Origin of the sequence: Emticicia sp. CRIBPO, assembly GCF_009905725.1 — a bacterium.
GTDB lineage: Bacteria > Bacteroidota > Bacteroidia > Cytophagales > Spirosomataceae > Leadbetterella.
Genome location: NZ_JAAAKV010000001.1, coordinates 102,302 through 125,539 on the forward strand (window position 1 = coordinate 102,302; position 23,238 = coordinate 125,539).

General features: G+C 43.9%; 19 protein-coding genes. 18 read left to right on the top strand and 1 reads right to left on the bottom strand.

From position 1 onward, the window contains the following. Positions 1-37 precede the first annotated feature (37 nt). The 17 genes from GVN16_RS00460 to GVN16_RS00540 all read left to right on the top strand — a co-directional run bounded on the left by GVN16_RS00460 (position 38) and on the right by GVN16_RS00540 (position 20,412). On the top strand, positions 38-1,471 hold the full coding sequence (locus GVN16_RS00460) for an NAD(P)/FAD-dependent oxidoreductase (RefSeq protein WP_166561866.1): 1,434 nt from the start codon (positions 38-40) through the stop codon (positions 1,469-1,471). 401 nt (positions 1,472-1,872) lie between these two features. Continuing rightward, positions 1,873-3,132, top strand: a complete 1,260-nt coding sequence (locus GVN16_RS00465; protein ID WP_166561867.1) for a YeiH family protein — start codon at positions 1,873-1,875, stop codon at positions 3,130-3,132. After that, on the top strand, positions 3,129-3,929 hold the full coding sequence (locus tag GVN16_RS00470; protein ID WP_166561868.1) for a DUF2490 domain-containing protein: 801 nt from the start codon (positions 3,129-3,131) through the stop codon (positions 3,927-3,929). The genes GVN16_RS00465 and GVN16_RS00470 overlap by 4 nt, the downstream gene beginning before the upstream one ends. A gap of 36 nt (positions 3,930-3,965) precedes the next feature. After that, a complete protein-coding gene (locus tag GVN16_RS00475; RefSeq protein ID WP_166561869.1) occupies positions 3,966-5,222 on the top strand; it encodes a TPR end-of-group domain-containing protein in 1,257 nt (418 codons plus the stop codon). Positions 5,223-5,338: 116 nt separating this feature from the next. Next, positions 5,339-6,628: an O-acetylhomoserine aminocarboxypropyltransferase/cysteine synthase family protein gene (locus GVN16_RS00480; RefSeq protein WP_166561870.1), complete on the top strand. Its 1,290-nt coding sequence runs from the start codon at positions 5,339-5,341 to the stop codon at positions 6,626-6,628. A 64-nt stretch (positions 6,629-6,692) separates the two neighbouring features. After that, on the top strand, positions 6,693-7,853 hold the full coding sequence (locus tag GVN16_RS00485; protein WP_166561871.1) for a methionine aminotransferase: 1,161 nt from the start codon (positions 6,693-6,695) through the stop codon (positions 7,851-7,853). A gap of 154 nt (positions 7,854-8,007) precedes the next feature. Beyond that, positions 8,008-9,228 (top strand): peroxiredoxin, encoded by a 1,221-nt coding sequence (locus GVN16_RS00490; RefSeq protein WP_166561872.1) that lies wholly within the window; start codon positions 8,008-8,010, stop codon positions 9,226-9,228. A gap of 197 nt (positions 9,229-9,425) precedes the next feature. After that, positions 9,426-10,070, top strand: coding sequence for a redoxin domain-containing protein (locus GVN16_RS00495; protein ID WP_166561873.1), 645 nt, complete (start codon positions 9,426-9,428; stop codon positions 10,068-10,070). Between the two features lie 26 nt (positions 10,071-10,096). Further along, positions 10,097-10,681, top strand: a complete 585-nt coding sequence (locus tag GVN16_RS00500) for an alpha/beta hydrolase (RefSeq protein ID WP_166561874.1) — start codon at positions 10,097-10,099, stop codon at positions 10,679-10,681. Between the two features lie 100 nt (positions 10,682-10,781). Further along, a complete protein-coding gene (locus GVN16_RS00505; RefSeq protein WP_166561875.1) occupies positions 10,782-11,657 on the top strand; it encodes an aldo/keto reductase family oxidoreductase in 876 nt (291 codons plus the stop codon). Between the two features lie 327 nt (positions 11,658-11,984). Next, the gene (locus GVN16_RS00510; protein WP_166561876.1) at positions 11,985-12,419 is read left to right on the top strand and encodes a YMGG-like glycine zipper-containing protein; all 435 of its coding nucleotides are present in this window, start codon (positions 11,985-11,987) and stop codon (positions 12,417-12,419) included. Between the two features lie 181 nt (positions 12,420-12,600). Further along, on the top strand, positions 12,601-13,452 hold the full coding sequence (locus GVN16_RS00515) for an MBL fold metallo-hydrolase (protein ID WP_166561877.1): 852 nt from the start codon (positions 12,601-12,603) through the stop codon (positions 13,450-13,452). A gap of 60 nt (positions 13,453-13,512) precedes the next feature. Beyond that, the gene (locus GVN16_RS00520; RefSeq protein ID WP_166561878.1) at positions 13,513-14,271 is read left to right on the top strand and encodes a patatin-like phospholipase family protein; all 759 of its coding nucleotides are present in this window, start codon (positions 13,513-13,515) and stop codon (positions 14,269-14,271) included. Positions 14,272-14,364: 93 nt separating this feature from the next. Further along, on the top strand, positions 14,365-16,509 hold the full coding sequence (locus tag GVN16_RS26265; RefSeq protein ID WP_166561879.1) for a tetratricopeptide repeat protein: 2,145 nt from the start codon (positions 14,365-14,367) through the stop codon (positions 16,507-16,509). 133 nt (positions 16,510-16,642) lie between these two features. Continuing rightward, positions 16,643-18,334 (top strand): sodium:solute symporter, encoded by a 1,692-nt coding sequence (locus tag GVN16_RS00530; protein ID WP_166561880.1) that lies wholly within the window; start codon positions 16,643-16,645, stop codon positions 18,332-18,334. 3 nt (positions 18,335-18,337) lie between these two features. Further along, on the top strand, positions 18,338-19,030 hold the full coding sequence (locus GVN16_RS00535) for a response regulator transcription factor (RefSeq protein WP_166561881.1): 693 nt from the start codon (positions 18,338-18,340) through the stop codon (positions 19,028-19,030). An 11-nt stretch (positions 19,031-19,041) separates the two neighbouring features. After that, positions 19,042-20,412, top strand: a complete 1,371-nt coding sequence (locus GVN16_RS00540; RefSeq protein WP_166561882.1) for a HAMP domain-containing sensor histidine kinase — start codon at positions 19,042-19,044, stop codon at positions 20,410-20,412. Here GVN16_RS00540 and queG read toward each other — a convergent pair. Continuing rightward, complete coding sequence (gene queG / locus GVN16_RS00545; protein ID WP_205748759.1) at positions 20,396-21,343, bottom strand: tRNA epoxyqueuosine(34) reductase QueG; 948 nt, start codon at positions 21,341-21,343, stop codon at positions 20,396-20,398. The two genes, GVN16_RS00540 and queG, sit on opposite strands and share 17 nt — an antisense overlap. 171 nt (positions 21,344-21,514) lie before the next feature. On the opposite strand from queG, the gene GVN16_RS00550 reads away from it, so the two are divergent. Continuing rightward, the gene (locus GVN16_RS00550) at positions 21,515-23,200 is read left to right on the top strand and encodes an FAD-dependent oxidoreductase (RefSeq protein ID WP_166561883.1); all 1,686 of its coding nucleotides are present in this window, start codon (positions 21,515-21,517) and stop codon (positions 23,198-23,200) included. The last annotated feature ends 38 nt before the right edge of the window (positions 23,201-23,238 follow it).

The following is a 23,238-nucleotide window of genomic DNA, read 5'->3' on the forward strand; positions in this document are numbered from 1 at the left end:
CCTGTTTTTTTATCTTAAAAAGCTGTAATTTAGTCAGATGTTAAAAAAAGAATGTGATGCTGTTGTGATCGGGTCAGGGCCCAACGGACTTGCCGCTGCCATTACCCTGCAACAGGCAGGTTTATCTGTATTGATACTGGAATCCAGGGACAGCATAGGGGGCGGATTAAGGACCAAAGAACTTACCCTGCCTGGGTTCAGACATGATGTATGTTCGGCTATCCACCCTCTGGCTGCAGAGTCTCCTTTTTTTAAGACCTTGCCCCTGGATCAGCACGGCCTGGAATATCTTGACCCGCCTGTGTCGGCTGCCCATCCCTTTGACGGCGGTGGGGCTGCATTTTTAAGCAGATCCCTTGAAGAAACAGCCCGCTCACTGGGAGATGATGCCGGGCGATATAAAGACCTGATTTTACCCATTCTCAAAGACTGGAAGTACCTGGCTCCTGAGATCCTCGATGAGTTACATATTCCTGACCATCCGTTTAAGCTGGCCAGATTCGGACTGAAAGCATTGACGTCTGCTTCGTATCTGGCGGGCAGGTTTAAAACCAAAGAAGCAAGAGGTTTGTGGGCAGGTATGGCTGCTCACTCTATTTTACCCCTGGACAAACTCACGACATCGGCTATCGGCCTGGTGCTGAGCACGGTGGGTCATCACCGGGGCTGGCCGGTTCCAAAGGGTGGGTCGCAAAAAATTGCCGATGCCCTTGCTGCTTATTTCATTTCGCTGGGTGGGGAAATTGAGACCAATTTTCATGTCAAATCCCTTTCCCAACTGCCTTCTTCCCATGCGGTTTTGTTTGATATTACGCCTAAACAGATGCTGGAAATAGCCGGGCACCGTTTCTCTTCGCTATATCAATGGCAGCTGAAAAGATACCGGTACGGACTGGGGGTTTTTAAGGTAGACTGGGCTCTGGACGGACCCGTGCCTTTCACCAACGAACACTGCAGGAATGCCGGAACCATCCACATAGGCAATACATTTGAAGAAATCCGTGAATCAGAAAAACTGACCTGGAAGGGCGGACATCCTGAAAAACCTTTTGTTTTGCTGGCCCAGCAGAGTTTGTTTGATCAAAGCAGGGCTCCCGAAGGCAAACATGCCGTCTGGGCCTACTGTCATGTACCCAACGGCTCCACCAGGGATATGACGCAGGCAATAGAATCCCAGATAGAGCGGTTTGCCCCCGGGTTCAGGGAGAGAATCCTGGCTAAAAACGTCATGAATACCGGCCAGATGGAATCATATAATCCCAACTATGTAGGCGGTGACATCAATGGCGGGTCGTTAGACATCACACAGCTGTTTACCAGGCCTGCCCTTCGCTGGTCGCCCTACAGGACATCAGCCAAAGGGCTTTACATCTGCTCGTCATCCACGCCTCCGGGTGGTGGTGTACATGGCATGTGCGGTTACAGGGCTGCAACAAAAGCTTTGAAGGAAGTATTTGACATCAGGAACTGACTTCTGCGGAATGCAGCTTTAACAAAAAATTCACCAACCAGTATCAGCCGGAATGAGTAAAAACAAGGACAAATATTTGTAAATCGTGTGAAAATGAATTTACTTTGTCTATAGATTAAATAGATTTTATATTACTGGTTGATAATGTGAATATTATAGGGGTAAAAAAACCAGGTATTCCCTGACAAAGCCATGAAAAAGTGTCCATTTTATAGCCGGAACATATAAGCAGAAACCAATGAAATTTATTTAAACGGGAATAAAGAACATTACCTCTGAAAAACGATAATAACATCCGTGTCCGGGCGTCGGGGAATTTTCGGTGGTTGATCATTCAACTGATGACCGGCACGGTGTTATTATTTAAACTTCTCCGGAAAATTTAACCCTTCCAATTATATATGTCAAATCAAAAAAGTAGTTTCTCAATCACAGAAGACTGGACCGTCGTGCTGCTCGGTTTTCTGATCATCCTTATTTCTATTGTTGGTTTTATACTTCCTGTTCCTGTTTTCGGATGGGAAAATTTTTCAGAATTATCTTCCAAAGTCCTGAAACCTTCTAATCTGCTGTTTGTTTTCGGGCAGTTTGTGCTCATTTATGCCGTAGGAATTGCAGGAGTTTTTCTTACAGGCAAATCAGTTCCCTCCTTTCTCAAAGGTTTCCCGGTGGTTTACTGGCTCACTGTGCTTGCCCTTATCCTGGCCGGAAACGCCCAGGTAAAAGCCCTTAACCTGGAAGCGGTGATCTTCAGTTTAGTGATCGGCCTGGTTATCGGAAATTTCCTGGATATTCCGGACTGGCTCAGGAACTCGCTTTCGACGGAGTTATTTGTTAAAATAGGGCTGGTACTTCTGGGTACGTCTGTCATTTTTGCGGATATCCTGAAGGCCGGTTCCCTCGGACTTATCCAGGCTTTGGTGGTAGTACTTTCAGTGTGGTATTTTGCTTTCTGGATTTCCAAAAAGTTGGGAATTGATGAAGAAATGGCCATTATGTTGTCCAGTGCCGTCTCTATCTGCGGGGTTTCTGCGGCCATCGCTACTTCGGGGGCTATCAAGGGAGACTCTAAAAAACTATCTTATGTCATCTCTTTAGTGCTGATCACAGCCATCCCGATGATGATTTTCATGCCTTACATTGCCAAATGGCTGGGTTTGTCCGAAGAAGTCACTGGAGCGTGGCTGGGCGGTACCATCGACACGACGGGAGCGGTGGTGGCTTCGGGTACACTGGTAGGAGAAACAGCCCTTAAAATCAGTACCATTGTCAAGTTTTCACAAAATGTTTTGCTGGGAGTAGCGGCTTTTGCCATCTCCATTTACTGGACTTACACCAATAACCCACTGGCCAAAGACCAGGAAACTAAACCGACATTAAACGTCATCTGGGAACGTTTTCCGAAATTTGTCCTGGGCTTTATAGGAGCCTCCCTCCTTTTCTCTTTCATTCTTTCCTCAGAAACCATCAATGAGGTAAAAGGCAGTCTTAAAAACCTGCAGGGCTTATGGTTTGCTTTGGCATTTACCAGTATCGGGCTGGAGACGAACTTCTCTGACCTGTTTAACAAAAACAGCAAAAAACCACTTTACGCCTTCCTGATTGCACAAGGTTTTAATATCGTTGTGACTTTAGTAATCGCTTATTTTTTATTTAAATGACCCTGAGAAATCCTGCCCTGATTATATTGTTGATGCTGTTTTCTGAGCCGGCCTTATTTGCTCAGAAGCGTTATAACCATAATATTGTCTGGGGCAGGCTGGCCCTGACCGATACGCTCAGCAGCAAACTCCGCTGGGAACTGTTCATTCAGCACCGGAGGCAAAATACCGAAGAAAGCGACTGGAATGTCGTCAAAGCTTCCCAATTTACCAGTTACTGGCTGTGGTTTCATTACAATCTATCGCCTTCAACCAAACTCTCGGTTTCCCCGGTCGGCTATTTTAAAAGCTGGATCCTGATCGCCCACCCGACAGATATCGACAGAGACGGGATCAGGGAATTCAGATGGGCGGCCAGGCTGGACCATGAAACCAAAGGCAAATATTTCAATGTACTCAACAGGCATAACCTTGAGTACCGGATACGGGACCTTCAGAACAACAATGTTTTTCAACCCAACTGGCGGGTGCGGTACATGATCCGGCTGGAAAAGCCGCTGAAGGCCTCCTGGATAAAGAAACCTACTAGTCTCGTCGCTTATGAAGAGGTGTTTATCCAGTTTGGCAAGGCCGTCAGAAGCAATCCTAACGTTTTTGATCAGAACAGGCTTTATCTGGGCGTAAATCACAGTTTTTCAAAGCGTATCAAGGGGAACCTGGGCTACATCTGGGGAATTCAGCAAAGAAACTCAGGTAACGAATTCGATTTTTCCAACATTCTCTGGGGTGTGCTGACGATCTATAATGTATTCAGCCAATTCAGAGGCAATAAAAAACCTGCTGCAGATCATCATTGAAAATTTGTATATTTGATCAACAATATCTTATGAAAAATGAAAAAAGCTTTACTTCTGACACTGATCTTTTCTTACTCCCTGTCCAATGCCCAGGGTCTGCAGGAATTATTCACCCAAAGCACAGACGCCTATAAAAAGAAAGACTTCGGATCCTTTCTTACACTTACACAAAAACTGGATAACATCAGGCCTTCCCATCCCCGGATCACCTACAACCTGGCGTCGGCTTACGCCCTGAACGGGCAAAAGGAAAAGGCCTTTGAGGTTCTGGAGAAACTGATCAGGACGAACAACCAAACAGCTTTTGAATCAGATTCTGACTTTGTTTCGCTTCAATCTGCACCAGCTTATGGGAAATTACTGCTGTTAAAAAAAGAACTTGGTCTGGAAGTGAAAAACAGTAAGCTGATCGTCAGCCTTAACATCAAAGACCTGCATCCTGAAAGTGTGCTTTTTCTGAAGAAAAGCAATACCTGGCTGGCTTCCTCCATCAGGAAAAGGAAGATCGTCAGTTTTGATCCCAAAACAGGAAAATGTACCGACTGGCTTGCAGAAGTCGGCATTTTGTCAGTTTTTGCCCTTAAACCGGATCAGGATGAACGATATCTCTGGGTGGCTACAGCTGCGATGCCGGAGATGGAGGGTTTCAGTAAAGAACTGGAAGGACAGGCTGAAATCCTGAAAGTGGACATTTCAACCCATAAAATAGTTGAGCGGTTGAAGACCCGAGGAAGCCATGTTTTCGGGGACCTGATCGTCAGTAAAAAGGGGGAGGTTTTTATTTCAGACAGTGATCAGCCGGTCATCTACAAAATAACGGGTGGGACCGTTCAGCCCTGGCTTGACCTTAGCGGAGAAGCCTTTAACCTGCAAGGCCTGAGCTTCGACGCTGCAGAAAAGAACATATACATTTCCGACTATCTCAAAGGCATTTTGAAAATACCTGCAGATCATCCGGAATCCGGAAAATGGATGGATTTTCCTTCAGATGCCACTAAAAAAGGCATCGACGGGCTGATTCATTACAAAAACTCTCTGATAGCCATTCACAACGGCGTTCAGCCGATCAGGATAGTCAGGTATTTTCTTGACGACAAAGGTGAGCGGATTGTCCGTGCAGAAGTGATTGATAACAACCGCAAAGAGCTGGATGAACCTGCCCTGGCATTTGCCATGAACGATATGCTGTATTATTTTGGCAATTCTCCGTGGAAAGCTTATAACAAAGACTTTAGCCTTGACAATAACAAATATGAAGCTCCGATGCTTTTCAGTTACTTACTGTCCAGGTGATTTACTTCCGGTAAGAAAATCACCATAAATTGTTGAAAAAAAATCACAGCAACAACCTATAATTTCTATAGACAATATCTATATTTGCTTTTAATAACAAAACCGTAATAAATACCATGAAATTCGAAACGCTTCAACTGCATGCGGGCCAGGTGCCTGATCCTACGACCAATTCAAGAGCGGTGCCTATTTATCAGACCACCTCTTACGTATTTAACGATACCACACACGGTGCCAACCTGTTTGCACTCAAGGAATTCGGTAACATCTACACCAGGATCATGAATCCTACCCATGATGTATTTGAAAAAAGAATTGCGGCCCTGGAAGGTGGCGTGGCAGCACTGGCTGTGGGCTCTGGTCATGCGGCCCAGTTTATCGCCATCAATAATATTACTACGGTAGGAGATAATTTTGTGACTACTTCATTTCTGTATGGTGGTTCATACAACCAGTTTAAAAACTCCTTCAAAAACATCGGCGTGGAAGCCCGCTTTGCGGATGGCGACGACGTCAGCAGTTTCGAAAAACTGATTGATGACAAAACAAAATTCATCTACCTCGAAACCATCGGTAACCCGAGTTACAGCGTGCCTGATTTTGAAGCTTTTGCTCAGCTGGCAGGCAAATATGACCTTCCGCTTATAGTAGATAATACGTTCGGTGCTGCGGGAGCTATCTCTCAGCCCATCAAATACGGTGCCCACGTGGTGGTGCAGTCAGCCACCAAATGGATCGGCGGACACGGAACCAGCATCGGCGGGGTGATCGTTGACGCAGGAACTTACAACTGGGGCAACGGAAAATTCCCTCAGTTTACCAGCCCGTCTCCAAGTTACCATGGTTTGGTGCTGAATGATGTTTTTGGTGTTGGCGGACCATTCGGCAACATCCAGTTTATCATCAGAGCCAGGGTTGAAGGTCTTCGCGACTGGGGTCCTGCACAAAGTCCGTTTAACTCCTTCCTGCTTTTGCAAGGCCTTGAAACATTGACTTTGCGAGTAGAAAGAATTGCTGAAAATGCACTGAAACTGGCAAAATGGCTGGAAAGTCACCCGGCGGTTAAATCCGTCAATTATATCGGTCTTGAAGACAATAAATATCACGAACTCGCTAAAAAGTACCTGGAAAGAGGCTTTGGCGGTGTTCTGTCCTTCTCATTGAAAGGAGACAAAGCAACGGCAGAGAAATTTGTCAACAGCCTTAAATTAGTGAGTCACCTGGCCAATGTAGGCGATGCCAAAACGCTGATCATTCACCCGGCTTCCACCACCCACTCTCAGTTATCTGAAAGTGAGCAGCAATCTGCCGGTGTTGAACCGACCCAACTGAGGGTTTCCCTGGGTATCGAGCACATTGACGACATCAAAGAAGATTTCGAACAGGCATTTGCCCTGTTGTCATAAAATAAGTAAAACAGCCGGCTGGTCCGGCTGTTTTTAAATTATATTTGCTGCAAAAAACACCTCTATGACCCTTTCTGCCAAGCCGGTAATCTCTTCCAAACTTCCTGATATCGGCACCACTATTTTCACAGTCATGTCTAAACTGGCCCTGGAGCACCATGCTCTGAATCTTTCACAGGGATTCCCGAATTTTGATGTGGCACCGGAGCTGACGTCGTTACTGGATAAATATACCCGCAAAGGATTCAACCAATATGCCCCGATGACCGGTGTGCAGGTTTTAAGAGAGGCACTGTCAGAAAAAACTTCGGCTCTTTATGGAGTAAATTATGATCCTGAAACTGAGATTACAGTCACTTCAGGAGCTACAGAGGCATTGTTTGCAGCGATTTCAGCGGTCGTTTCTCCCGGCGATGAGGTCATTATATTCGACCCTGCTTATGACAGCTATGCCCCGGCCATCAGGCTAAATGGCGGTATACCTGTTTATGTCACCTTAACACCTCCCGACTATACCATTGACTGGCAGGAAGTTAAAGGCAAAATATCCGATAAAACACGGATGATCATCATCAACACTCCCCACAATCCTACCGGAACCGTGTTGAGCAGTGAAGATTTAAATCAGCTGGCTGCTTTGGTCAGGGACACAGATATTTTTGTGCTGGGCGATGAGGTCTATGAACACATTATTTTCGATGGCTTGCCGCATCATTCCCTGCTTACTCACCCTGAACTTAAAGAAAGGAGCTTCATCTGCGGGTCATTCGGGAAGACATTCCACATAACAGGCTGGAAAATAGGCTATTGTCTCGCTCCTAAAGACTTGAGTGTCGAATTCAGGAAAGTACATCAGTACCTCACTTTCAGTACGTTCACACCTGCTCAGTATGCCCTGGCAGAATATCTTAAAACTCCTGAAAACTATCTTTCCATTCCGGCGTTTTATGAAAGCAAAAGAGACCAGTTCCTGTCCGCCATAGCCGGCTCGCGGTTTAATTTCAAACCCTCACAGGGAAGTTTTTTTCAGAATGTTTCGTACGAGGCCCTTACCGATGAAAACGACTTTGACCTGGCCGTCAGGCTCACTAAGGAGATTGGTGTGGCTTCCATTCCCGTTTCTGTTTTTTATCATCAGAAAAACGATTTCAAGATACTCCGCTTCTGCTTTGCAAAAGACCGGGAAACCCTTGAAAAAGCCGGAGAAAAGCTCTCAAAACTCTGATTTCTTCTTCCACAGAAGATTTCTCCTGATTGATTTTTAAAATATTCTGATAAAGAATAGTACATTTCAAACAAAATGATCGATTTTCCGCGATAAATCTACCAAATCGATAGACTTATTTGTTTATATTTACATACTAAACAAACTAAAATCAATGAAGACGATCAGGTTAATAATTCTCTCTGTTTTTTCGGTTACACTGGCCAGTGCCCAGGTGACACCCAAACAAGGACCATGGAGAGGGACTTTCAAATTATTCAACGGGGCAGAAGCTCCTTTTAACTTTGAACTTAAAGACAAAAACGCTTACCTGATCAATGGTAAAGAGCGTTTTGAAATCAAAGGTGTTTATCAGAAAAACGATTCTCTTTTTATTCCCATTGATATTTTCGATGCCGTCATCAAGGCGAAGGTGGAAAGTGCGGGTAAACTTTCAGGTATTTTCAGAAGACTGAATTCAACCATTCCGGATATCAGTTTCACCGCTGAGCAAGGCAAAACTTACCGTTTCTTTGAAAACCCGGGGGCTGCCAGCGTGAGTTTGCATGGCAACTGGGATGTGGTCATCGGTACCAGCCCGAATAAACTGGTGGGCGTATTTACCCAGACCGGAAACAAACTTTCAGGTACTTTCCTATCAAAAACCGGTGATTACCGTTTCCTGGAGGGTTCTGTTCAAGGTGACGAGTTTTTCCTTTCGGCGTTCAGCGGTTCAAGTCCCAGCCTGATCAAAGGGAAAATTTCGGGAGATGAGCTGACAGCTGAATACATCACGATCAGAGGCTCACAGCCGGTAAAAGGTACGAGGAATGAAAAAGCCGCTTTACCTGATGCTTACTCTCTGACCAAAATAAAAGAAGGAACCACATTTGACTTCACGTTTCCGGATGCCTTCACTGGCAAACCGGTATCTCTGAAAGATACAAGATACAAAGGCAAAGTAGTGGTGGTAACCATCCTGGGTAGCTGGTGTCCCAACTGTATCGATGAAGCTACTTTTCTTTCGCCATGGTACAAAGCCAACAAAGACAGGGGCGTTGAAATCATCGGATTATCTTTCGAACGTAAGAACGATGCGGCTTTTGCCAAAACAAGGCTGGAGGCTTTAAAAACAAGGTTCGGAATTGATTATCCGCTATTGTTTGCGGGCTTATCCGATAACAATTATGTCAAGTCGGTGTTGCCGTCATTGACTGACTTTATCTCCTTCCCTACCACGATCTTTATTGATAAAAACGGGAACGTGAGCAAGATACATACCGGTTATTCAGGACCTGCTACAGGGAAATATTATGAAGCATTCGTTAAAGAATTCAACCATGATATCGACACCCTGCTGGGAAGTGATGCAGGCAAAGGCCAGACGGGGAAATGACCGGAGAAAACGAGTATGGAAAAAGGATATTTACTCTTATTCTTTCCAGAAAGCGGAACAAACTGAAAATCAATAAATAAGAATGCCGGCTAGCCAACCGGCATTCTTTATGAAAATTTAATCTACTAATATACTAGACTATATAGAGTTATTTAATTATATTTGCACTATAATCAGCAAGCGAAATATACTATAAGATGATTAAAAAGCATTTACCTCAATATGATCCGGCATTCTGGGATACGGAAATCCCGCTGAACAGGTCCAATGAAAAGTTGCTCCATTTGCAGACCGGAGCTAAAATGCCTGATTTATACATAGCAAAAGACATGGCCTTCTGGCAGAATATTCCAAAGAAATTTAAATTCGAGAAACCAAGCCTGTTCTCACTGATCGGCAATAAACCCCTGGTGATCAGCTTTCTGGCTGGCGGCTGGAATAATTATGGCAAACAGCATCTTGAAACATTAAAGAGTGTATACCAGGAAATTAAAGCTTTAAACGGCAACCTCCTGGTAATATTAAATGCCTCTTATACCGATTCTCTGGAAATGATCCGTTATTTTGAAGTCGATTTTAATATTGTGGTGGATCCGGACAATCAGATTGCGACAAAATTCGGTCTGTACTCTGAAACGGCCCCGGTTTGGGACCGTATTTCAGGAATATCCGAAGAAGTGCCCGTTCCGGCTACGTTTGTCGTTAATCAGTCGGGTTCTATTATTTATCATACCATTGATGAAGATTTTGACAAGCCGTTTTCTCCTACGGAAGTTTTGGGAGCGGTTTTCGCGGCAGCAAGCCGGGTGCCTTATAACAACAGATACCGTTTTGCTACCTGAATCAACGTCCTTTAAATTGAGCAAAGATGAATAGTCGCACACATTTCTTAACGCATCCCGGACTGGCATCTTCGGGGCCGCAACACTGGCAAACCATCTGGGAAGACCAGTCACCTGAACTTTTCAAACGGGTGGAACAGGACAACTGGGACTGGCCCGAAAGAAAGGTCTGGGTGGAAAGATTGCAGGAGTATGTAGCAGCACTGACCGGCCCCACTGTTTTGGTAGCCCATAGCATGGGTTGTATTACAGTAGCTTACTGGGCCAGAAAATACAGTTCTCCTTACATTACAGGGGCACTACTTGTCGCTCCTGCAGATGTGGAAAGGTCAAAGAGGCTTAATTTTGTAGTTGATTTCTGCCCAATTCCGGAAGAAAAGCTACCTTTTGAAAGCATAGTCGTGGCCAGCAGCAATGATCCCTTTGCGGACATTGACCGCTCCAGGAAATTTGCCATGGATTGGGGAAGCAACTTTGTCAATCTTGGTGAGAAAGGACATATCAACGCCATTTCAAAATTAGGAGACTGGAAAGAAGGCAAACAATTGCTGAAAAAACTGTCCGCTAAAAATGGCATTCTTTTTGAAAATGAATCATTAATCAATTATTAACCAATCCCTGAATAATACGTCAACAGGAAATCTCGTTAGAAGCTAAAATTATAAATTTTGTCTATATTTGTGCTTCAATTCCTAAAAAAACCGCATCTCAATGAAAAAAGTATATCTTAGTGATTCTGGCCCTAAAGTATCTGAGGCAATTTACGGCTTCTGGCGATGGGAAGATTGGGGAACAGAAACCACCTCAAAGATCGAGAAAATAATTAATCTGTGTTTAGAACTGGGTATCAATACATTTGACCACGCCGACAGTTACGGTGACTTTACCATAGAAGAACATTTCGGAAAGATCATCAAAAACAAGTCTTTCAACAGGGAAGACATTGTGTTATTCAGTAAATGCGGGATCCGTAAGTCAAAAGACGGCCAGTTCACATTCTATGATACTTCAAGAGACCATATCGTTAAAAGTATTGAAAACTCGTTAAAGAAATTCAATACCGATTACCTTGATATCTTTCTTTTGCAACACAATGATTTCCTGACCGACCCGGAAGAAACAGCCAGGGCCCTCACAGAAGTGGTTAACTCTGGTAAAGCCAAGCACATCGGTGTAGCTAATTACTCGGCCTCTCAGCACCAGTTGCTGGATTCCTATCTGAATATTCCTTTGGTGACGAATCATATTGAGCTTAACCTGGTGGATATTTCGGCCCTTCATGACGGAAGAATAGATTACGCCAAGCAGCGTTTCTGTAAACCTTTGGCATGGGCTCCCCTGGCTGGAGGTGTGATCATGAACGGCAATGATGAAAAATCAATCATCCTGAGAGCCAAGCTTTATGACATCAGCAAGAAATACGATGCCAATATTGAGCAGACCGCCGTAGCATGGCTGATGAAATTAGGCACTTTGCCTATCATCGGTTCACTGTCTGAAGAGAGGATCGTCAATGCAGCCAGTGCATCAAAAATAAAACTCAGCCACGAAGACTGGTACGAAATATACCAGGTGGCTATTCAATAAAAGAAATTCTTCAGGCCGGCATCTTGCGATGCCGGCTTTTTTATGCCCCGTTTTCAGAAATCCCCGTTCTGCTGTGTAACAAATTCCCCACTTTCACGCATTTTTCCATGAACGAAAATTCCTCAGAAAATTATCTCACTGCACAAAAAATACACTAATCACCTCAATATCAATCAACTAAACCCAAATTTTTGATTTTTGTAAAAATCCCGCAAGTGTGGATCACTATTTTTTTAAATAAAGACGAAACGTACCTAACTAATTGCTCTGAAGCTTTAAATATTTAAAAGCTCACAGTAATTAAAAAATCAACTAAAAAAAAGTCTTATGAAAAATTTATTGATCACCATCGCTACCGCGGCAACTATCATGAGTTGTACTTCTAATGCAGGTACAAATGCCAAGATAGAAGAGGCCAGGCAAGCCGCCATCGATTCAATGCATAAAGCAACAGAAATCGAAGCCATCAAACAAGCAGCTATTGACTCGGTTAACCGTGCCAATGAAAAAGCTGAAGTCACTGAAAAAGTAATCTATGTCCACGACAATCATAATAACACAGCCTCTCCTGCTACAAAAACCCAACGCAAAAAGATGAATAATGTAGCCAAGGGAGCCTTGATTGGGGCCGGGGCTGGTGCAATTACCGGAGCAGTCGTTTCCAAAAAGAAAGGACAAGGTGCCATCATTGGTGGTGTCGTGGGAGCCGGAGCAGGTGCCGCCACAGGAGCCATCATTGACCATAATAAAAAGAACAATTAATGATATAGTTAGAGTTAATATTTCCACACACGGTCCATATAACCGAAACTAAAGTGTCAGAGGGAAACTTCTGACACTTTTTTATTATACCATTTTAGTCCCGAAACCTATCCACTTATGCCTTTTCAGCTTATATTTGAGGTTCTTAGAGACAACAACAGACTAACAGATCAAACTATCTATGAAAATATCTGTAATAGATGCCGGCAATTTTAAACTCGACGGCGGGGCCATGTTCGGGGTAGTGCCGAAAACCATCTGGCAAAAAATGATACCGGCAGATGAGCTGAATTTGTGCAGCTGGAAAATGAGATGCCTGCTGGTCGAAAACGAAGGCAAACTGATCCTGACCGATACAGGCATGGGTGACAAGCAACCTGAAAAGTGGCAGGGATATTATTTCAAACACGGCGACGGCGATCTGATCCAATCCATCAGGAAAGCCGGCTACCACGAAGACGAAGTCACTGATGTGATCCTGAGTCATCTCCATTTTGATCATTGCGGCGGGGCGGTTTCGTGGAATACCGCCAGAGACGGTTACCGGCTTACCTTCAAAAACGCCAGGTACTGGACACATTCCGCTCACTGGGATTGGGCCATTCACCCGAATCCAAGGGAAAAAGCAACATTTTTGACAGAAAACCTGCTGCCCATAGAAGAATCAGGGCATCTGAATTTTATTGATCAGCAGCCTGATTTTTTCGGGAACAAGTTCAGCTTCCTGTTTGCAGACGGCCATACGGAAAAGATGATCATGCCGGTAGTTACCTTTAAAGAACAGAAGATTATTTTCATAGCAGATACCGTCCCTTCTCATGCCCACATTCATGTGCCTTATTGCATGAGTTATGACATCAGGCCTTTACAAACGATGCAGGAAAAGGAAAGTTTGCTTCAAATCATCAGCGATGAAAAGTGGCTGATCTTTTACGATCACGACCCGGTGCACGAAGTATCCGGTATCATTAAAACAGAAAAAGGCTTTAAGCCTGAATTTTCAGGGAGTCTGAAAGATTTTGTATCTTTATAACAGATAAATTATCTATACGTTATCTATTGACAGGAAATTTGAAATCACATCATACTTAATATGAAGATAGGACTGGTACTTTCAGGAGGCGGAGCAAGGGGATTTGCTCATTTAGGGGTTATTAAAGCCATTAATGAACTGGGATTAAGTCCGGACATGATCTCCGGCACCAGTGCCGGTTCACTGGTCGGGGCGTTCATTGCAGCCGGTTATTCCCCGGATTTTGTCCTGGAAACCATCCTGAAACTAGGCATCAGAAGTCAGCTTAAATTTGCATTCAACCGTTTCGGACTTTTCAGCCTTGACAAAGTGGAAAAGCTGTTTCATGATTATATCCCTCACAATAGTTTTGAAGCACTAAAGATTCCCCTGGTGGTTTGTGCCACGGATATTGTCAGGGGAGAAACCGTTTATTTTGATTCGGGAGATCTGGCCAAGCCTGTGCTGGCTTCCTGCTGTATTCCGGGTATTTTTGAACCGGTGACTTACAATGGACATACCCTGATTGACGGAGGGGTGATGAACAACCTGCCTCTGGAACCCCTGGAAGGAAAATGCGACCTGCTGATCGGCGTTAACGTCACTCCTATCGAGAAAACCCTTCCTATCAAATCGGCTAAAGATGTTATGATGAAATGCCTGTTCCTGTCTATCGGTCAGCAGGCCAAAGATAAACTCGACCGGCTTGACATTGCCATCGAACCCAGCGAAATCGCCAAATATGACGGATTAAGCCTTTCAAAGGCCAAAGAACTCTATAATCTGGGCTACGAATCGGCAAAAGCAGAATTAGAAGGGAAATTGTCTCATATTTTGTAAGTTTGCGTTCGTTTAATGATCTGGTCCGGAATTTGGATAATTTTAGCCTGTACCGGTCGTTATCAGTTTATAATGGTATTTAAAGAATATTTTGTGAAAAGACTTTTTACCCTGCTTCTGGCAAACTGTATATTAATATCATGCTCACAATTCAGCAACAGCCCGACGAGCAAGGCCTGGCACAACTTGAATGCCAAATATAACTCCCTGCTTATCGCCCGCGACAACTACAAAATTGCAAAGACCATCGATATTAAGGAAAGAAAGGAGAATTTCGGTACAGTTCTGCCCATATTCCATAAAATAGACAGTACCAAGCTGAAAACAGCAAGGCCTCACCTCGAAGAAGTGGTCAAAAAGACTTCCCTGATCGCGGAAAGACACTCCAACTCAAAATACATTGATGAAGCTTATCTTTTGCTTGGAAAAGCAAGATTAATGAAAGGCGAGATTTTCAATGCGATAGAAACTTTCAAATATGTCAACACTACCGGCAAATCACAGGATAAGAAAAATGAAGCCCTGATTTGGCTGATGAGGGCCTATACCGAAAGTGGTGATTTTCAGACGGCCAACCAGGTTTCAGACATCCTTAAGTCGGCGGTGCTGAGCCCCAGGGACAAAGCACAGTATCTTTTGGTAAAAGCCCATTTCCACCAGGTACAGGGTGAAGACGCCCTGGCGGTGGTTTTACTGGAAGAAGCCCTCAAAAACATGCCCAAATCTGCTGAAAAAGCAAGATACCATTTCATAGCGGGTCAGCTGTTTGATCAGCTCAACCGCCCTGTTTATGCCCGGAAAAACTACCAGATGGCTAAGAAAAACAGGCCGGATTATGACATCGAGTTTTATTCCAACCTGGGGCTGATGATGAACCAGTCACTGGCCAATAACACCATCAACACTTTTGAAGGGATGCTTACAGACCGGAAAAACACCGACCTGAAAGATAAGATTTACTTCAAAATGGGGGAACTGGAGTCAAAAAAACGCAATTATGACCAGGCCATCGAGTATTATCAGAAGTCGGTGGCCCTGAGTACAGACGACAATGTCCAGAAAGCTTATTCCTACAAAGCCATCGGTGATATCTACTTTAATCACCTGGGGGATTTTGAGAAATCGGCGTCTTACTATGACAGCACTATTATTACCATTCCGAAAGACTATCCTGATTATAAAACGCTGATTTTAAAGACTCAGTCGCTCAATGATTTTTTGAAATACAAAAAAACACTGGACCTTGAAGACAGTCTCCAGACGCTTGCGGCGATGAACCCGCTGGCTTTGGACAACAAACTAGAAGAGATCATCATCCAGCAGGAAAAAGACAAGAAAAAGCTGAGCGATGCCGCCAAAGTCGTTGCCAATCAGCAAAACCCGCCCCAGATGGTGGCCAGCAACGGTGCTAAAAACAGGTGGATACTGTATGATCCTGCGGAATTGCTGAAATCCAGAAATGAATTTACCAGGTTGTGGGGCAACAGGAATCTTGACGACAACTGGAGAAGAGCTGACAAAGAGACCGGGTCTGTAAGCTTCAGTATTGAGCGGGGCGTGGAGAAAAAAGACTCATTGGCAGCCAGACAAACGGAAGAAGAACTGGACAAGGCCAATAAGGCTGCTGAAAGTCAGCTGGCTTTCAGAAAAAGTGAATTGCTGCAGAAAATCCCTAAAACACCGATACAGCAGGCTGCCTCAAAAAGAAAGCAGGAAGAAGCTTATTATCAGCTGGGTAAGATATACAAGTTACAGTTTCAGGACAATGAAAAAGCCAGGGCTACTTTTATCACCCTGACAGAGAAATTCCCGAAAAGTATCTATGCACCGGAAGCTTACTACTTCCTGGCCATCATGGAGGAAAATCCGGCCGATAATGTTTACAGGACCACCTTGCTTGAAAAATTCCCCGGTTCTTCTTTTGCCCGTCAGATCAAAAAAGGAAATGTAAAAATCAGCAGTGACAAAGAAACCGAAGCCCAGAATTTTTACGCGGCGGTGTTCAAATCTTATTCTGAAGGTAATTACGACAAAACCCTTGAATCGCTTGAAAACGGACTGAATGAATATATCGGCAGCCAGGTAGAAGACAAAATGGCCATGCTAAGGATCATGATCCTGGCCAAAAAACAAAATAAAGACCAATACCAGATTGCCCTGCAGGACTTTTTAAGAAGTTATCCTAACTCTGATCTAACCCTAAAAGCTAAAGACATGTTAGCTGTAATAAATAAATGACAAAGCAAAACAATGACCCGGAAGATGAAGAAAAGCCCCCCGTATTTAAGTCCTGGAAAGCAGCCTACTGGTTTGTTATCCTGACTTCGGTAGCTTTATTCATCCTATTTTACCTATTGACAAAAATGTATTCATGACGAGTTTAGACTGGTTACTCATGGGCCTGGCCCTGTTCTTCATTATTGCCTACGGAGTTTATAAAAACAGGAAAGACACGACCATCAATGAATATTTGCTGGCAGGCAAGTCTCTTCCGTGGTACCACGTCGGTCTGTCGGTGATGGCCACCCAGGCAAGTGCCATTACCTTCCTTTCGGCCCCGGGGCAGGGATTTACGGACGGGATGGGCTTTGTCCAATTCTATTTCGGTTTGCCTTTTGCGATGGTCGTTCTGAGTATTACCTTTATTCCGATCTTTCACCGTCTCAGGGTATATACAGCCTACGAATACCTTGAAAACAGGTTTGACACCAAAGTAAGGGTGTTTACAGCCGTTTTGTTCCTGATTCAAAGGGGGCTTTCCACCGGAATTTCCATTTATGCCCCGTCTATTATTTTGTCTACTATTTTCGGATGGGACATCGCCTGGACCAACGTGATCATGGGGGGAATTGTACTTACTTATTCTGTGATCGGAGGCACCAAGGCCATTTCTTATACCCATATCCAGCAAATGATCTTTGTAACAGCCGCCATGATTTTTGCGGGTTACCTAGTTGTCAATCTTTTACCTGCCGACATCGGGCTGGTTGATGCTGTGAAAGTAGCCGGAAAAGCAGGCAGGGTCAACATCATGGACCTCAAGTTCAATCCGCAGGAAAGATATAACCTCTGGTCGGGTTTGCTGGGTGGTTTCTTTTTACAACTCTCCTATTTCGGAACAGATCAGTCGCAGGTAGGAAGGTATCTTACGGCTAAAAGCATCAAACAAAGCCGTATCGGTTTACTAATGAACGGTCTGATTAAAATCCCGATGCAGTTCGGTATACTCCTGATCGGTGTGCTGGTTTTTGTTTTTTACCAGTTCAACTCCTCCCCTGTTTTTTTCAATACGGTAGAAACCGACAAACTGGTCAACAGTGAATATGCGGCCGAGTACCGCTTGCTGGAAGACCGCCATGCTGCGTTGGGGAAGCAAAAAGAAGTTGAAATCCGTAAACTTCACGAGGCCATCCAATCTGAAAAACAGCCTGAAATCGAAATCAGCCAGAGCACCATTCAAAGCCTCGACAAGCAGTCAAAAGAGCTGAAAAAAGAGGTTTCGGGCCTTATTAAAAAGAATAACCCTACCGGTGACTCCAATGACGTCAATTACATTTTCCTCAGATTTATCCTTGATCATTTACCGCACGGGTTCATAGGATTGCTGATTGCCATTATTTTTTCTGCTTCCATGGGTTCCGTGGCCTCTGCCTACAGTTCGCTGGCAGCTACCAGCCTGGTGGATGTGGTCAGAAAGACTACCAACAAGGAAATTTCGTCGGATCTGGAATTAAAATACTCCAAATACCTGACTATTTTCTGGGGTTTATTCTGTATTCTGATTGCTTCGTTTACCCATAAACTGGGCAGCAGTATGATTGAATTGGTAAATATTTTGGGTTCCTGGTTTTATGGTATTATATTAGGCATATTTTTAGTGGCATTTTATACGAAATCTATCGGGTCCAAAGCCATTTTCTGGGGGGCCATCATTTCACAAATCCTCGTGATTGCCATCTGGAAATATGAATTGGTCGCATTTTTATGGCTTAATCCCATTGGTGTCGGGTTAGTGTTTGCCTTTAGCTGGAGCATCCAGAAACTTACCATTACATCAAAATAAAACATGAGCGAATCACAAAACATATTGATTATTGAAGACGATCAAAGAATTGCTCAGAACATCAGCAAAGGACTTGAAGAAAAGGGATTTCTGACCCAGATTGCTTTTGACGGCAAAATCGGTTTGAAAATGGCCCTCAATAAAGAATTCGACCTCATTCTCCTGGATCTTAATTTACCAGGAATGAACGGTTACGAAGTGTGCGAAGAAGTCAGAAAACGCAAGGCCGATATTCCCATCATCATGCTGACCGCCCTTGGCGAAACTGAAGACAAGATCGAAGGTTTTGAAAAGGGGGCTGACGACTATATTGTTAAACCATTCGATTTCAGAGAGTTACTGGCCAGAATCAATGTATTTCTTAAAAGAAGAAATGCGGATAACTACCAGGGCATCAATCATTTGAAAATCCTTGACCTTGAAATGGACCTGGATTCCAAGATTGTAACCCGTCAGGGCATGAACATTGAACTGACACCCAAGGAATTTCTTCTGCTCGAATACCTGATCAAAAACAAAGGAAAAGTGGTCTCTAAAGTAGATATTGCGGAAAGCCTCTGGGAACAGAATTCCCAGCAAAGCCTTAATGTCATTGAAGTGTATATCAATTTCCTCAGAAAGAAAATTGACAAGGATTTTCATCCCAAACTGATCCATACCAAAACCGGGATGGGCTATATTCTTAAAGAAGAATAATCTGTTAAAGAATGAAGATCCGGACTAAAATAGCCCTGCAGTTTACCGTGATAGTTGCCACTATCCTGACCGTGTTTTCCCTTGTTATTTACTATCTGTCGGAAAATAACCGGAAGCAGGAATTCTACCTGAGTCTGAAAGACAGGGCACGGACAACAGCCCAGCTTTTAATCAAGGAGAAGGGCATTGACAAAAAACTGCTTAAAATTGTAGACAAAAACACCCTTTCGACACTCTATGCAGCCGAAGTGATGGTTTTTAATGACCTCAATGAGCTCGCATATTCCAACTATGAAGCAGACACCGTTTATTATTCTCCTGAGCTGTTAAAAAAAATACGGACTGAAAAATACCTGGAATCTTCTTTTAACGATAAAGAAGTGGTAGGGACCATTTATGACAACGAATTCGGAAAAAGTTTCGTAGTCCTGGCCCAGGCCAAAGACGTCTATGGAAAACAAAAACTGGCCAACATCAAGCAAACCATGATTTACGGTTTGATTTCAGCCATATTTCTGACCATCATCTTCGGTTTTATTTTTGCAGGACAATCTTTAAAGCCGATTTCGAGGATCAACCATGAAGTTTCAAAAATAACGGCCTATAACCTGACCAAAAAACTCAGTACAGGCAATAATAAGGACGAAATCGCTCAGTTGGCCCGTAATTTCAATGAGATGCTGTCCAGGATCGAGAAATCATTTGAATTACAGAAAAGTTTTGTAAGCAATGCTTCTCATGAACTGAGAACGCCGTTGGCCGCCATAAAATCTGAGATTCAGGTCGCTTTGGAAAACGACAGGTCTACTGAGGAATACAAAAGCACCCTTCATTCACTGTATATTGATAACCAAAGACTTATACAGCTCACGAATGGGCTTTTACAATTGGCTAAATCTGAAAAAACCAATGAGAATGTCCAGATGGTGCCGCTGAGAATCGATGAGATTCTGTTTGAAGTACAGGATGAGCTTACTCACCAGCAGTCGAACTACCAGATCATGATCGATTTTGACGATATCCCGGATGATGATAACTGGGTGACCGTCAGCGGAAACAAGCCATTGCTGAAAACAGTATTTAACAATCTCATCGAAAATGCCTGTAAATATTCAGATAACAAGACAGCAGAAGTAAAAATCAAATTCAACAAGCGGAACTGCCTGATTTCAGTGGCGGATACCGGGATCGGTATTCCAAAAGAAGAAATCGAAAGGATTTTTGAGCCGTTTTACCGCACCAAAAATGCCGCTACATTTAAAGGGCATGGCATAGGGCTTTCTATTTGTAAGCGTATCGCAGACATGCACAAAGGCAGGATTGTCGTAAAAAGTGAGTTGCATTCCGGCAGTGTTTTCAGCGTGATCATTCCTCATTTGTAGGATTGAGAAACTGTATATTACGCTTCAGACCTTCGAACTTTGTTCGCTTTAACGCTGATTTCTTAAACAATTCGCGAAAAACTTCTTCCGTTATCTCTTCCCAGTCTTTATTGGAAAAATTTTCCAGGTCTGGATTCAGCGTAAATGCCGGGGTTTTGTGAGGCTTAGCAAAACGGTTCCATGGACACACGTCCTGACAGATGTCACAACCAAACATCCAGTTTTTAAACTTCCCTTCCACTTCTTTCGGGATAGACTCTTTCAGTTCTATCGTAAAGTAACTGATACACTTACTGCCGTCTACCACATAAGGCCCTACGATGGCGTCTGTGGGGCAGGCATCGATACAGGCTGTGCAGGTACCGCAAAAATCCTTCATCGGGCCGTCATATTCCAGATCAAGGTCAAGGATGATTTCACCGATGAAGAAAAAGCTCCCGCCTTCGCGGTTCAGCAGGTTGCTGTGTTTGCCTATCCAGCCTATGCCACTTTTTTTTGCCCATACCTTGTCCATCACGGGGGCTGAATCGACAAATACCCGTCCGTTTACTTCCCCGATCTCTTCTTCTATAAAATAAAGCAGTTCTTTCAGCCTGTCTTTTACCACAAAATGATAATCTGTACCGTAGGCATATTTAGACAGTTTCAGGTGCTCATCACCTTCGGGCAGTTTTTTTTCCGGATAATAATTAAACATCAGGCTGATCACCGACTTTGCACCGTCCACCAGTTTCCTGGGGTCCAGTCTTTTGTCAAAATGATTGGCCATGTAGGCCATCTGGCCGTGGTAGTTTTTGTTGAGCCAGTTTTCGAGCCGCGGAGCTTCTTCTTCCAGGAATTCAGCTTTGGAAATCCCGCAGAAATCAAAACCCAAAGCTTTTGATTTCTCCTTGATTAACCGTGTTCTGTCTGAAAGTATTGAAGTACCCAATGGACATTTTTTTGTAAAATTAACAAAACTGATCCTATTTTAAGACGAAAGGCCTGTTTTATGTTCGATATGACCAAACAGCTTGCAATTACGGGAAAACTTTGTGAAATTCGTTTTATCAATAATAGCCAGTACCTGATCATCTATTTTCAACCTTAAAAACAAAAAAGAATGAACAATGTTTCTTCCGGTCCATCCAGCCGGGCAAAAGTTTCTTTACTTCTCAGCTTCCTCGTTATTTTAATTCCTTTAACATCATTTAAATCTTTTAAACCCACTGTTTACAAAGCAGATGTCATCATTTATGGGGGTACTTCCGCGGCGGTTACTGCGGCCGTTCAGGTCACAAAAATGGGTAAAAGCGTCATCATTGTATCTCCTGACAAGCATCTCGGCGGATTATCTTCCGGCGGACTAGGCTTTACCGACACAGGAAACAAGGAAGTGATCGGGGGCCTTTCACGCGAGTTTTACCAGAGATTGTACAATCATTATCAGAAAGAAGAAAACTGGAAATGGCAGAAAAAGGACGAATACGGCAACAAAGGACAGGGAACTCCTGCGTTGGACGGAGCCAACCGCACCATGTGGATTTTTGAGCCTCACGCTGCCGAAAAAGTATTTGAAGATTTTGTAAGCGAATATAAATTGAAGGTCTACCGGAATAAGTGGCTGGACAGGTCTAAAAAAGGCATCACCATGAAATCCGGATCTATCCAATCGTTCAGAACATTGGATGGGGATGAATTCCAGGGAAAAATGTTTATCGATGTTACCTACGAAGGCGACCTGATGGCCCTTGCGGGTGTTTCTTACCACGTTGGCCGTGAAGCCAATGATGTCTACGGAGAAAGCTGGAACGGAGTTCAGACGGAAGTTTTCCAGCATGGTCATTATTTTAAATCGAAAGTCAGTCCTTATGTGGTTGAAAATGACCCGAAGAGCGGTTTACTGCCTGAAGTTTCCTCAGAAAAACCGGGCATAAAAGGTCAGGGAGATAACAAAATACAGGCCTACTGTTTCAGAATGTGCCTGAGTAATAATCCGGACAACCGCATTCCGTTTCCGAAACCAGCCGGGTATGATCCCAAAAGATATGAACTTCTGGCGAGGGTGTTCAAAACCGGATGGCGTGAAACCTTTGATAAGTATGATCCGATTCCCAACAGAAAGACGGATACCAATAACCACGGTCCTTTCAGCACCGATTATATCGGCAAAAATTATGATTATCCGGAAGCTTCCTATGAAAGAAGGAACGAGATCATCAAAGAACATGAGCTTTACCAGAAAGGACTGATGTATTTCCTGGCCAATGACCCGCAGATACCGGCGGATGTGCAGGACAAAATGAAGCAATGGGGGCTACCGAAAGATGAATTTACAGACAACGGCGGATGGCCGCATCAGTTATACATCCGTGAAGCCAGAAGAATGACGGGTGAATTTGTCATGAAAGAAGCCGACGCCCTTGGAAAAACCGAAGTACCCCAACCCATCGGAATGGGCTCCTACTCCCTGGATTCCCATAATGCTCAGCGATATGTGAAAGAGGATGGCTATGTACAAAATGAAGGAGACATCGGAGTGCATCCGAAACAGCCCTACTCTATTGCTTACGGTTCTATTTTACCTAAAGAAAGCGAGTGTAAAAACCTGCTGGTCCCGGTTTGTGTGTCCAGTTCCCATATTGCTTTCGGATCGATCAGAATGGAACCTGTGTTCATGATTTTAGGGGAATCGGCCGCAACGGCCGCTGTTCTGGCGATAGAAGACAAGGTTTCTCCCCAAAAACTAAGTTACGATAAATTAAAGAAACACCTGCTGAATCAGAAGCAACGATTGACTTTGAATTAAATAGAAAAGCTCATCCTGGCTAAGCCGGGATGAGCTTT